We start from the raw sequence: 13304 nt of genomic DNA on the forward strand, positions 1-13304 counted from the left end.
GTACGTGGATCAATGAGTAGCCCGGAGTCATGACGCTTGGGACACCGGGGCTTCGACAGGTTCAATAGTATCGTGGCGGACGACCGCACCGAACTGTTGCATCATTTGTTGGATAAGCGGATCTGCGTGGATCGAATCCTCAGCCTCGCGCTGGCGGTTAAGGCGCCGACGGGTCGCGGCCTGGGCCGGGGTTTCCTGCTCGGGCTTGATCAGTTCGATGGCGATGGTCAGCGTGCGCCCGTGGTACTGGTTGAGTGCATCGTTGAGCCGGCGCTGCTGGGTGGCATTAAACAAGGCGCTATGGGCCGGGTCCAGGTGCAGCAGCCAGTGGTCGCCTTCGATGGAAATCAGGGTGCAGTTGGCAGCGATACTGCCGGTCATGCCGGAGATCGGCAATTTCGGAAACAATTCCAGCCATTGCAGGGCCAGGCCGGTAGCCGGGGCCGCGGCAGGTTCTGCCTCGGGCTCGGGCGCAGGTTCGGCGGTGTGCTCGCTGGCCAAGTCGTCCAGGTAGCTGTAAGCCGAATCCATGTCTGGCTCGATGTAGTCTTCGTCCAGCGGCGGTTCGTCGTCCAGGTCAATGCCTGGGGTAGCCGCATCAACCTGGGCGACCGTCGGCTCAGGAACCGGGGCCGATACCCACTCAGGGGCATCCGGCACCACGCTGTCCGGAGTCGGCGCAGGCATCGGCGTCAGCTCGGGCTGCTCGCCGGTGGTTTCCAGCACGGGTTCTACAGCGGGCTGTTGCTCGGGCTCTACTTGTGCTTCGACCGGGTCATTCCAGGGCAGGTCGACCACGGGCGCGGGCTCAATGACCGGCTCGGGCTCGACCACAGGCGCTACGGCAACCGGCGCAGGTTCGGGCTCAGGTGCCGGCGCAACCGGCTCAGGCGCAGCAACTACTGGCGCAACAACGGCCGCGCCAGCCACTGGTTTGGCGGAATCAACTGTGGCCTGGCTGATCCCCACTGGCTTTAGCGGCTGTCTCGGCGCGTCTGCCGAATCTGCTGGCCGGAACGCCAGCATGCGCAGCAGCACCATTTCAAAGCCACCCCGCGGGTCGGGTGCCAGGGGCAGGTCGCGGCGGCCGATCAGGCCCATCTGGTAGTAGAACTGCACGTCCTCGGCCGGTAAAGCCTGGGCCAGGGCCAATACGCGATCGCGGTCGCCGTGGCCGTTGTCCACGCCTTCCGGCAGGGCCTGGGCGATGGCGACGCGGTGCAGTACGTTGAGAATTTCGGAGAGCACACCGTTCCAGTCCGGGCCTTGCTCCGACAGGTGGCGCACTGCTTCGAGCAACGCCTTGGCGTCCCCCTCGATCAGCGCGTGCAGCACGTCGAACACCTGGCCGTGGTCCAGGGTACCGAGCATGGCGCGCACGTCGGCGGCCATGACCTTGCCTTCACCGAAGGCGATGGCCTGGTCGGTGAGGCTCATGGCATCGCGCATCGAACCATCGGCGGCGCGGCCCAGCAACCACAGCGCGTCGTCTTCGAACGGTACGTTCTCGACGCCCAGCACATGGGTCAAATGCTCGACCACGCGCTCGGGGGTCATGTTTTTCAGGGAGAACTGCAGGCACCGCGACAAAATCGTTGCCGGAAGTTTCTGCGGGTCGGTGGTAGCCAGGATGAACTTGACGTAGGGCGGTGGCTCTTCCAGGGTTTTCAACAAGGCGTTGAAGGAGTGGCTGGACAGCATGTGCACTTCGTCGATCAGGTAGACCTTGAAGCGGCCACGGCTCGGCGCGTACTGCACGTTGTCCAGCAGTTCGCGGGTATCTTCGACCTTGGTGCGGCTTGCGGCGTCGATCTCGATCAGGTCGACGAAACGCCCTTCGTCGATCTCACGGCACACCGAACAGTTGCCACAAGGCGTCGAGGTGATACCGGTTTCACAATTCAGGCACTTGGCGATGATGCGCGCAATCGTGGTCTTGCCCACCCCGCGTGTACCGGTGAACAGGTAGGCGTGGTGCAGCCGTTGGCTGTCCAAGGCATTGATCAGAGCCTTGAGCACATGGGTCTGGCCGACCATTTCGCGGAACGAGCGCGGGCGCCATTTACGTGCAAGAACCTGATAACTCATCGAAAACCGTCGCAACTGGGAAGCGGAAGCCGGTAATGCTAGCGGAGCAAGGGGGAAATTGCATCCGGCACGCTCGTCTAATCTGACGAAGCCTGTTCAATTGGCCTCCCAGAGGGCACCGGCGGGCGTTCTGCCAGCACGCTTGAACACCCGCGCCTTTCCAGGCTGATAGCGGCGACGCTGGCCAGCACGATCACCGCGCCCAGCATCACCTGCAGGGCAACGTGTTCACCGAGCAGTGTGGCGGCCATCAGCATCGCAACCGGTGGAATCAGGTACATCGCCACCGACGCGCGACTGACCTCGACGTGCTTCAACACGTAACCCCAGGCCAGATAGGCCAAGGCGCTGGGGAAAATGCCCAGCACCAGCACGGCGAGATTCTCCGCCATCGGCGCCTGCACGATGGCGCCGGGCAGGCCCGGCAGGTGCACGCACAGCATCAGGGTGCCGGACCACACCATGTAGCACGCCATCGTCAACGGGCTGTAGCGCTGGGCATGATGCCGCTGGATGGCGAAGTACACACTCCATGAGCAGGCCGCCAGCAAGATCAGCAAACCTCGCGGGTTGAGATCGCCCATGCCCTGGTCGCCCCAGATCACCACCAGTACGCCGGCCAACCCCAGCAGCACGCAGCCCCAACGCCAGGCGCTGACCCGCTCCTTCAAGCAGAAAAACGCGATTAGTACACTGAACAGCGGCGCCGACTGTGCCAGCACACTCGACGCCGCCGCCGTCACCCATTGCTGCCCATAATTGAGACTGGTGTGGTGCAGGAACACCCCGAAAAAACCCAACACCAACAGCCACGGCACGTCGCGCAACGGTGGCCGTCCAATGCCCACCACCCAGGCTACGCCGCCCATGAATACCGATGCGATCAGAAACCGCAGCAGCGCCAATTGGCCGGGGCTATAACTGTGCAGCCCCATGTGCACGCCGATCGGCGAATACGCCCAACAGAGGATAACGCTGGCAATGACTAGCGTAAGCTTTAGAGGTGACGGAGTATTCATCGACAGCATCCACGCAAAAGGAATGCTGCCAGTCTTGGCCCAGGCCAGGCATAGGACAATTAAGCGTTTCTGACTTCTGAAATCATTGGAACTGAGCAATGGAACTGGCCCAACTGAAAATGGTGCGAGCCGTGGCGCAAACCGGCAGCGTGGCCCAGGCTGCGCTGCAATTGCACTGCGTGCCGTCCAACATCACCACGCGCATCAAGCAGCTGGAAAGCGAGTTGGGCACGCCGTTGTTTATCCGTGCTGGCCGTGGGCTGGCGATCAGCGCCGCGGGAGAGATCTTCCTGGATTACTGCGAACGTATCCTGGCCTTGGTGGATGAATCCAAACGTGCGGTGGATGCCAACGCCATTCCCCGTGGCACCTTGCGCATCGGTGCGGTGGAATCCAGTGCCAGCGGGCGCCTGCCGCCATTACTGGCGGAATACCACCGGCGTTATCCCGATGTCAGCCTGGAACTGGTCACCGGTGCCTGGGCGCAACTGCTGGACGATTTGCAGCACCACCGCCTGGATGTGGCGCTGGTGGCCGCCGGCGGCAAACGCACAAAGCTGGAACAGAGCGTGGTCTACAGCGAGCGCCTGGTGCTCATCGCCAGCGCGTGCAGTGCCCCCATCAACAGCGCCGAGGACTTGGCCGGCCGTACATTGCTGGTATGGCCGCCGGGCTGCCCTTATCGCGCCGCCCTGGAAAACTGGCTCAAGCCCCACGACGTCAAGCCTGCGATCGCCAGCTATGCCAGTTGGGGCACGATCATCGGATGCGTCAGTGCGGGGATTGGCGTGGCGTTGGCACCCGAGGGGATCCTGGCGCGCTATGAACAGGCCAATCAGCTGGCGTCGTATCGCTTTGAAGCGCTGGCGCCCGTGGATAACCTGCTGTTCTGGCACACGGACACCCAGCGGCACCTGGCGCGAGATGCGTTTGCCGGGCTACTGCGCGAGACCTTCGGCTGACTTGCCCTAATCGCCCTAATGTAGGAGCGAGCTTGCTCGCGAAAAACTCACAGTCGCCGCGTTTATTCAGAAAGCACGCGTTATCGTTGACGCTTTTCGCGAGCAAGCTCGCTCCTACAATTCAGGGCTTGGGCGCGGCCAACCGTGCGTACTGGCCCTGGCTGATCCAGCCCGTGAACGAACGGTCGTCAGCGTTGATAAATTCCACCTGCGCCCAGCCGTCTTTGAACGCCAGTACGCCCACCACGTCATGCTTGACGATGTAGGGCCGCTTTGCCGCTTTGGCGCCCGGCGTTTTCAGCAGGTAAGCCTTGTCGGCAGACACCGTCACCAAGCCGATCCATTGTTTGCTGGCGGTCTGGCTCAGCTCCAGGCCGGTGGCGATCTCCGGCATCAGCACATTGATGCAGCCAGGGTGTTGGCGGCCCTCCTCCACCGTCAGGGTCACCCCGTCGGGCGCCACAGCCACACTGCCTGGGTAGGCAGCGTCCAGCCAGGTGGTGAGCGCCTCTGGCTTGCCTTGGAGGTAGAACGTGCAGCCACGGGCCACACCCTCGCCCATCGACTCCTGGTAGAAACCTTCGACCTGATGCCCAGGCGTCACCGCCAGCATCAGCCCTTCATATTTACCTGAATGCAACGCCGCCGAGCCGGCCAACGCGGGCGCCACGGCGCACCACGACAACACTCCCATCGCCAGATAACGAATCATCTTATTTCTTCCCTTCAAAGGCTTCGTAGGCTTGTTTCATCAGGACGTCATAGTTGCCGTAATCATCGCCGTTATAGTTACGGGCCATGGCGGTAAAGTCCTTGTTTTTCATCGCGCTCAACAATGCCGAGTTGTGGCTGCAGAGGCTGAGATAGGCCTTGAGTTGGTTACCGGCATTGATCTTCAATGACGCCACGAACTCAAACACCGTCTTGAACCCACATGCGGCGAAATTGAACCCCATGATCTGAAACATGCCCCAGGAGGCTGACATCAGCGCGGCTTCCTGGTCCAGCGCAAAGGCGGTGGCCATGGTCTCCCAGGCCTTGACCTGATCCTTGTTGTTCGTCTGCCATTGCGGGCCGGCTTTTTTCTTGTAGACATACGACAGCAGCGGCTGCGACTGGTCGTAGATGTGATTGGTGTACTTGCGAAAGTGGTGCCCTTCAAAGGCGATGATCGGCAGCTTGGCGGGCCCGAAACCCACCTTACCGCCCGACTCCACCGTGGCGAACGCCTTGACCACATTCACTGAAATGCCGTTGCCCAATAGCTTGGCGGCATTCTGGAAATCCGTATCGCTCAAGGTTGTCCCGCCGTCGCAGGTGGACTGCATCATCAACTGCCGGTTACGCCGCTCAGCCTCGATCACCGCACGCACACGGTCCAGGTACACATTGACCGTGGCCTGCACCGCATCGACGTTGTTATTGCCGAAGATATTGAGAAACGTCGGAATGCGCGTAGTGGGAAAACCCCGCACCGGCACCTTCAGCGCCTCTTCGATCAGACTGTTGAACGTGCGCCCGGTAGGGTCGATCACACCATCGGGATGGGCGTACTTGAGATGGCGAAACTGGTACTGGCTGATGCACTGCACCAACTGGCCGTCGCACTTGCCGTTTTCGAGCAAGGCAAAACCCATCTTGGGAATGATCAAATTGAATAAATACTGGATGCACTGAACATCGGCGGGCAAGTTGCGAGCTTTGCCGGGCGTCCCTACCGGAGCACTGATAAGACGAGGCAACCCTTGCAGGCTTTTCATGACAGACATCCTTGTGAGTGAAAGAAGCGATAGCACTTCAATATCAAATCCATGCCCTTGTCATACTCTGAAACAAGTGGCCGGCGCAAGCTAACAAGGCGGTCTGTGGGTTGTCCAGAGAGCTTTATGAAAGTTGTGAAACAGCCGGATTAAATCCGTCAGTAACCGTGGGACTCACGGGTCTTTTGATACTTGTGGTAGTCGAGCCACTCGACCACATCATAGGGCAGGTACAACTGCACCCTCGCCCGTGAGATCGCGATATACACCGCACAGAGTCGTTGATCGAAGGCGTAGGCGTCCTGGAACTTCACATTGGTCAACAGTTCCGGAGTGAGCAGTACCCGGTCGAACTCCATGCCGCCCGCGTCCTGCGCCAGCATCAGCAGGACGCGCTCCTCCGGATGGCCAATCAACCTGTTTAGACGCGTGACATCCGCCACGTTAAAGCCTTTTTCCAGCTCGGCCTCGACCCACACAAACGCCTCATCGAACTGGCAGGCTTCGCGCACCTGCTGCCAATCGGCCATGTCGCTGAAAAACGGATGGGGGCCGAGGTCATTGAATTCATTGCTATAGAAATCGGGTTTGAACAACGCGATGACCGTGTCCATGAAGTGCTTGAGCGACTGCTGGGCCTCTTTGCTCGCCAGGCCGAACGCACAACGGGCGTGGCTCAGTTGGATCGCCCACTGCATGGTGTCCCAATGGGAGGCGGTCAACACCACGCAACCTTGCGGGGGCACAAAACCCTGGGGGTAAAACTCAATACCCACGTCGGCATCGCGGGCGCCTTCGAAAAGCGATTTGGTTTTTTCCGAGTGCAAGCTGATCAATGGGTTGACCAGGCGCTCGACATTGCGTCCGGAACGCACGGAGTAGCACACGTCGGTATGGCGAACCTCACGGGCACGCTTGACCACGCCGCCGCTGGCCTGCTGATACTCATCCCCCAAGGTGATCAGCACCTGGCGGCCGCGCTCGATGATTTGCAACAGCGGCGCCGGGATGTCCTGGCTCTCATCGATGAGCACGTGGGTATAGCGCTCGGGCACCACGCAGCCTGCCAGGCTGGCGCGTTTGATCATCAACAAGGCTTCAAACCCCGTGTGGCGGCCCCAGGCCGGGTTCGCCTCTAGGTAGCCCCATAACCGGCTGGCATATTCGAGCAGCACCCTGGCATCGACGCCGGCGAGCGGTTGCTTGAAATGCGGCAAATGCTGGGCTGAGAGGCTGTACTCCCAGGAACAGCAGTAGGCCTCAAGTACCTTGAGGCACACCTCCACCACCGCCTGCCCTTCCAGGCGGCGAAAACCAAAGATATTCAATTCTTGAGCGAGCGCCTGCTTGGTCGGCACCCTCGCCGGTGTATTCAACGGCTGTGGCCTCGGCCCATGCAACAGGGCATGGGCAAAGCCCTGGAAGGTATGCCCAGCCTTACGCTCCCGTACACCCACCATGCGGGCACGCAGGGTTTCGAGTTTTGCCGGGGTACGCGCCAGCAACAAGGTCTTTTCCGGGCGCAGGTGCTCCAGCAAGGCCACCAGCAGGTGACTCTTGCCAATGCCGGCATAGCCTTGCACATGCAGGTCTTCGTTCAGGTTGGCGCGGAAGGTTCTGAGCAGCTTGTCCTGCTCGGCGCTCAACCAGCGCTCGCGGTGCCTGGGCGTGATCACCTGCTGGCTGAACGGGTCATTGGCCTTGAGGTGGCGGACTTTATACTCGACGTCCCATTTGCCACTGGGCAACAGATAGTCCCGCGCTTGTACTTCCTCCTCCAGCAGAAAGCGCAGCTTCAGGCTTTTGACCACATTGAGGCCGAAGTACAGCTTCCTCTGATCGAACAGCCGCTGCGCTTCAGACAGCAGGGACACACTGGCCGAATGGCTGGCATCGACTGCCCAGTCAATCAGCTTGGCCAACACTTTTTCCGCACCGCTGGCGCTCAGGTCGCTTTCCGGCATCTGCGCCAGGTTCTGGATCACCAGCACCGCCGCCAATTGCGGCTCACTCAGGGCTACAAGCGCATCGCAACCCTCGCTGCCCAACAAACCCGCACAGGTGTGCTCCGTGATCGGCAAGAAAACAGGGCTGGATAAGTCGAAATGTTCCGAGTGCATAGAGCCTCGTAGCCAGGGGGAAGAGACGCTTGGGAGTATGCCACTAGATGCGAAATGACCGTCATGCACTGTGCAATAAGCATCACAGATGACTGGCTGAAAATAACTTGGGTTTTAGAAGGGACTGCAGAAGGGAGCGTTATGGAGGCAACCCCACCAGCCACACCCCGGCACACAATGTTCCCGCTGTGGCTGCTGCCTTCCGGCTCTGACCAGGTTCACGGGTAATCGTTGCGGGGGGACCGATGGGGTCACCATAACGACGCTGCCTCTCGGCAAGCCGCGCCATTGTACCCATCTCATCGGAAGTTACAACCGTTGGTTCCGGATTAAAAAATGAGAAGGCTCAAGCACTTGCCATAACCCCATCGGCCCTGCCGCCTTCTTCCTGGATGACCAGGTGAATAAAGTGCAGCTTGGCAATCACCGCGGACGGCAGCACGAAGGGGTAGAAATCCGGCTGGCCCATGGCACGGGACAGTTCGTTGAGCATGCCGGCCAGTTCGATCCAGGCATTGACGAAGCAGAGAAATGCCGGGCCGCCAGGGTGTTGGGGGTCGTAGAGCGTGGTCAAGGGGAATGGCTGGTAATCCAGGTCCATTTCGCGGGCGCTCATGCCAAAGCCCAGGGCCGTGTCCACAGCATCCATCATGTGCAGGTAGTGGGCCCAGGTTTCGGCCCAGTCTTCCCAGGGGTGCATGGTGGCGTAGGCGCTCACGCAGGTGAGTTGCCAGTCCGGGCGCGGGCCGTTCTGGTAGTGCTGCTCGAGGGCCTCGGCATAACTGGCGCGTTCGTCGCCGAACAGGTTGCGAAAAGGTGTGAGCCAGTGACTGTTGGCGATCAGGCGGTCCCAGTAGTAATGGCCGACTTCATGGCGAAAATGGCCGAGCAAGGTGCGGTACGGTTCGCGCATCTGTACGCGGACTTTTTCGCGGTGGGCGTCGTCAGCTTCCTTGATGTCCAGGGTGATCAGCCCATTGGCGTGGCCGGTGGTGGGCGCATTGCCTTCCAGGTCGATGCCGATGAAGTCGAAGGCCAGGCCAGTCTCTTCGTCAACGCTCTTGGGCACCACTTGCAAGCCCAGGCTGATCAGTTGCGCCACCAGTCGGCGCTTGGCGGTTTCGACTTTGCGCCAGCGTTCGGGGTTTTCCGCAATCGATAGGTCAGGGATGGTGCGGTTCAGGCTACAGGCCACGCACAACGGCGCGGTGCTGTGGGCAGGTATCAGCCAGTTGCACGCGGCCGGTGAGTCGAGGTTGGCGCAGCGCCGGAAAGCGCCGGCATCGAGATTATCGTCCGCCAGCCACGTACCGACCACCGGCCCAGGTTGCAGGGACGACAGGCGGCTTTGCTGCGGCTGGTAACCCAACGCCGCCTGGCAGGCCAGGCATTGGCTGTTGCGAAAAAACAGCGACTGGCCGCACCGGCATTGCCATACCTTGCTGTTGCGCGAGGTTTCGGCCATGAACGGTGCGGCGATGCGCGTGCTGAGTTGCTCGAAGTAGCGGAACATGGCGATCTCTCCCTGGGGTGACAGAGACTAGATCATTTCTCGCTCGGGATCGTTCAACTGCTCCCTGTAGGAGCGAGCTTGCTCGCGAAGCTCGTCAACGATAACGCGGGGCGCCTGGTTCACAGCGGCGCCCTCCGGATCTTCGCGAGCAAGCTCGCTCCTACAGCGTTGAGAGCTCGTTCCCACGCTCCGCGTGGGAATGCCGCCTTGGACGCTCTGCGTCTGCGCGAAGGCCGTGACGCGGAGCGTCATAGGATGCGTTCCCACACGGAGCGTGGGGACGATCAATCAGACGGTGATGTTGTGCTTGGCCAGGAAGGCGACGAAGGCCTCTTCGTCCAGTACTTTCAGGCCCAGCTCATTGGCCTTGGCCAGTTTCGAGCCGGCACCCGGTCCCGCCACCACACAGTGGGTTTTCGCCGAAACGGAACCGGCCACCTTGGCCCCCAGGCTTTCGAGCTTGTCCTTGGCCACATCGCGGCTCATCAGCTCCAGGGAGCCGGTGAGTACCCAGGTGTGCCCAGCTTCAGGCAAGCCTTCGACGAGCTTTTTCTCGCTCTGCCAGTGCATGCCGAAGTCCTTGAGCTGTTGCTCGATGGCCAGGGCATGGTTGGCGTTGTCGACATTGTCGAAAAACTCCCGTACAGCCTTGGCTTGCTTCTCGGGCAGCGCCTGGCGCATATCGAGCCAGTCAGCCTTGATGATGCCTTCCAGCGAACCGAACTTGTCCGCCAGTTTCTGCGCCGCGCCCGGCCCCACCGACGGTACGTGCAGCTTGTCGAGCAAACCGCCCAAGGTGGTGCTGGCGGCGAATTCGGCGCTGAGCTCGCCCTGCTCCTGCAATTGCAGGCCGCATTCGTCCGGCGACAACAGTGCGCCAATCACCTGCTGGTTGTGGCCGTCTTCAAAGAAGCTATGGATCTCATGGGCCACTTCCAGCCCGACATCCGGCAAGTACGTCAGCACCTCTGGCAATGCCTTTTGAACACGCTCCAGGGACGCCAGCGAGCGCGCCAGAACCTTGGCCGTTTCCTCGCCCACATCGGGAATGCCCAAGGCGTAGATAAAGCGTGCCAGGGTCGGGGTCTTGCTGTTTTCGATGGCGCTGATCAGCTTCTTGCTGGAAATATCGGCAAAGCCTTCCAGGTCGATGATCTGTTCGTACTTGAGCTTGTAGAGATCGGCCGGCGAACCGATGAGCTTTTCATCCACCAGTTGCTCGATGGTCTTGTCGCCCAGGCCGTCGATGTCCATGGCCCGGCGCGAGACAAAATGAATGATCGCCTGCTTGAGCTGCGCACCGCAGGCCAGGCGCCCGACACAACGGTATACCGCACCTTCGCTGACGGTTTCCTTGCCTTTGCTGCGTTTAACCAGTTGCGTGCGCTCCACATGGGATCCACACACCGGGCAATTTTGCGGGATCTGCACGGCGCGCGCGTTTTCCGGGCGGCGTTCGGTGACCACCGAAACCACCTGCGGAATCACATCACCGGCGCGGCGGATGATCACGGTGTCGCCGATCATCAGCCCCAGGCGTGCCACTTCGTCCATGTTGTGCAGGGTGGCATTGGACACGGTCACGCCGGCCACCTTGACCGGCTTGAGGCGCGCCACCGGCGTCACCGCACCGGTACGGCCGACCTGGAATTCCACGTCGAGCAGTTCGGTGAGTTCTTCCATGGCCGGGAATTTGTGCGCGATCGCCCAGCGCGGCTCGCGGGCGCGGAAGCCCAGTTCACGCTGGTAGGCAATGCTGTTGACCTTGAACACCACGCCGTCGATTTCATAGCCCAGCGCATTGCGGCGCTCGCCGATGTCGCGGTAGTAGTCCAGGCACTCCTGGATGCCCTTGGCCAGCTTCAATTCGTGGCTGATCGGCATGCCCCACTGCTGCAACTGCTTGAGGTTGCCGATATGGGTGTCGCTGATATCCGCGGTCACTTGGCCGATGCCATAGCAGCAGAATTCCAGCGGGCGACTGGCGGTGATCTTCGAGTCCAATTGGCGCAGGCTGCCCGCAGCGGCGTTGCGCGGGTTGGCGAAGGTCTTGCCGCCCACTTCCAGTTGCGAGGCGTTCAATCGCTCGAAACCGGCCTTGGACATGAACACTTCACCGCGCACTTCCAGGGTGGCCGGCCAGCCCGTGCCGTGCAGTTTCAGAGGGATATTGCGCACCGTGCGCACGTTGACGCTGATGTCCTCGCCGGTGGTGCCGTCACCCCGGGTGGCACCGCGCACCAACTCGCCATCCTGGTACAGCAGGCTGACCGCGAGGCCGTCCAGCTTCGGCTCGCAGCTGTATTCCACCGCCGCGCCAGCGCCAAACAGATCGCCCACCGGCAGATCAAGGCCCTCGGTGACCCGGCGATCAAACTCCAGCATGGTGGTTTCATCGAAGGCGTTGCCCAGGCTGAGCATCGGGATCTCGTGCTTGACCTGGGTGAACGCCGACAGCGCCGCACTGCCAACCCGCTGCGTCGGCGAATCACGCGTCACCAGCTCCGGGTGCTCGGCCTCCAGGGCCTTGAGCTCGTGGAACAGGCGGTCGTATTCGGCGTCCGGAATACTCGGCTCGTCGAGGACGTGGTAGCGGTAGTTGTGCTGATCCAGTTCAGCGCGCAGTTCGAGAATGCGGGTATGGGCGGCGGTCATGGGTGTTCTCTCATAAAGCAAAAGAGCAGCCGAAGCTGCTCAATATGTTAGTGCACGGATTCTACAGACAACGCTTAAGATCAATCCTCAGCGTTTCTGTGTCAGGGCGCGACGCTCGAACTCGACGATGCGCTGACGGTAGTGTTCGATGGTCTGGGCGGTGAGCACGCTGCGTTGGTCGTCCTTGAGCTCGCCGTTGAGTTCCTGGGACAGCTTGCGGGCGGCGGCCACCATCACGTCGAACGCTTGTTTGGGGTGACGCGGGCCTGGCAGGCCAAGGAAGAAGCTCACCGCCGGGGTGCTGAACAGGTCGATATCGTCCAGATCGAAGGTGCCCGGCTTGACCGCGTTAGCCATGGAGAACAGCACTTCGCCGTTACCGGCCATGCTTTCGTGACGATGGAAGATATCCATCTCGCCGAAACGCAGGCCGCTTTCGAGGATGTTCTGCAAGAGTGCCGGGCCTTTGAAACCGCCGGCGTCGCGGCAGATCACGCTGATGACCAGGACTTCTTCGGCCGCCGGCTGATCGTTCACCGATTGGCGTGCCGCGCTCTTGCTGGACGTCTCGTCCGGGAAATCGTCATCGCGGCTGCTGAAGCTCGGGCCATCATCGACGTCGAGGTTCAGGTCGCCCTGATGCGGCTCGGCAACCGCCGCGCTCCCGCGCTTGCCACGCTTGGACGACGGCTCGCGTGCTTCACGCAGCGGCGCGCTCATCGACGGCAGGTCGTGCTCGTCCAGTTGCGGCTCTTTATGGGTATCCAGCACACGGGGCGGCCCCAGCAGCTCGGCGGCGCCGTCGTCGTCAGGCAAGTTGGACAGGTTTCGGTCCAGACGGAACTTGAGCTTGCCCTTGCCACCGCGCATGCGGCGCCAGCCATCAAAAAGAATACCGGCAATGACAATAATGCCGATGACGATCAGCCACTCGCGCAGACCGATTTCCATGTAATCCCGTGCCTCTAATAAAAAATGCTGAAAAATAAGGGGTTTAGCACCGTGCAAACCGCTTTAAAACGTGGCGCCAACTCTATGTTCTGACTGACGTTTTGCCCACGCACACGAAAAATTGACATTAAACTAGCACGACCAAAGATAACTTTACACCGTCTGTCAAAATGCCTTGAACAAATATGTCCATTTGCCACTTTCCCCAGACCGGTAAATCGCCCTACGCCGCGCTG

General features: G+C 60.9%; 9 protein-coding genes and 1 other RNA gene. 1 reads left to right on the top strand and 9 read right to left on the bottom strand.

Translation table 11 applies throughout. The annotated features are described in order from the left end of the window. Window positions 1-27 precede the first annotated feature (27 nt). Both dnaX and ACWHXD_RS22320 read right to left on the bottom strand, forming a co-directional pair. Window positions 28-2088: a DNA polymerase III subunit gamma/tau gene (gene dnaX / locus ACWHXD_RS22315; RefSeq protein WP_138762347.1), complete on the bottom strand. Its 2061-nt coding sequence runs from the start codon at window positions 2086-2088 to the stop codon at window positions 28-30. A 77-nt stretch (window positions 2089-2165) separates the two neighbouring features. Beyond that, complete coding sequence (locus ACWHXD_RS22320) at window positions 2166-3107, bottom strand: DMT family transporter (RefSeq protein WP_138762348.1); 942 nt, start codon at window positions 3105-3107, stop codon at window positions 2166-2168. Between the two features lie 98 nt (window positions 3108-3205). Between ACWHXD_RS22320 and ACWHXD_RS22325 the strand changes: the two genes are divergently transcribed. Further along, window positions 3206-4069, top strand: a complete 864-nt coding sequence (locus ACWHXD_RS22325) for a LysR family transcriptional regulator (protein WP_003193202.1) — start codon at window positions 3206-3208, stop codon at window positions 4067-4069. A gap of 121 nt (window positions 4070-4190) precedes the next feature. On the opposite strand, the gene ACWHXD_RS22330 is transcribed toward ACWHXD_RS22325, so the two are convergent. The 7 genes from ACWHXD_RS22330 to zipA form a co-directional block, all read right to left on the bottom strand. After that, a complete protein-coding gene (locus ACWHXD_RS22330; protein ID WP_138762349.1) occupies window positions 4191-4781 on the bottom strand; it encodes a hypothetical protein in 591 nt (196 codons plus the stop codon). A gap of 1 nt (window position 4782) precedes the next feature. Continuing rightward, window positions 4783-5829, bottom strand: a complete 1047-nt coding sequence (locus ACWHXD_RS22335) for an N-acetylmuramidase family protein (protein WP_499084694.1) — start codon at window positions 5827-5829, stop codon at window positions 4783-4785. 158 nt (window positions 5830-5987) lie between these two features. Next, the gene (locus ACWHXD_RS22340) at window positions 5988-7949 is read right to left on the bottom strand and encodes a hypothetical protein (protein ID WP_138762351.1); all 1962 of its coding nucleotides are present in this window, start codon (window positions 7947-7949) and stop codon (window positions 5988-5990) included. Between the two features lie 151 nt (window positions 7950-8100). Continuing rightward, an RNA gene (gene ffs / locus ACWHXD_RS22345) (signal recognition particle sRNA small type) lies at window positions 8101-8197 on the bottom strand. A 98-nt stretch (window positions 8198-8295) separates the two neighbouring features. After that, complete coding sequence (locus tag ACWHXD_RS22350) at window positions 8296-9462, bottom strand: zinc-binding metallopeptidase family protein (protein WP_138762352.1); 1167 nt, start codon at window positions 9460-9462, stop codon at window positions 8296-8298. A 288-nt stretch (window positions 9463-9750) separates the two neighbouring features. Beyond that, entirely contained in the window at window positions 9751-12117 is a 2367-nt protein-coding gene (gene ligA, locus ACWHXD_RS22355) for an NAD-dependent DNA ligase LigA (protein WP_138762353.1), read from the bottom strand. Window positions 12118-12204: 87 nt separating this feature from the next. Further along, entirely contained in the window at window positions 12205-13068 is an 864-nt protein-coding gene (gene zipA, locus ACWHXD_RS22360; RefSeq protein WP_032895820.1) for a cell division protein ZipA, read from the bottom strand. Between the last annotated feature and the right edge of the window lie 236 nt (window positions 13069-13304).

Source organism: Pseudomonas fjordensis, from assembly GCF_976987115.1.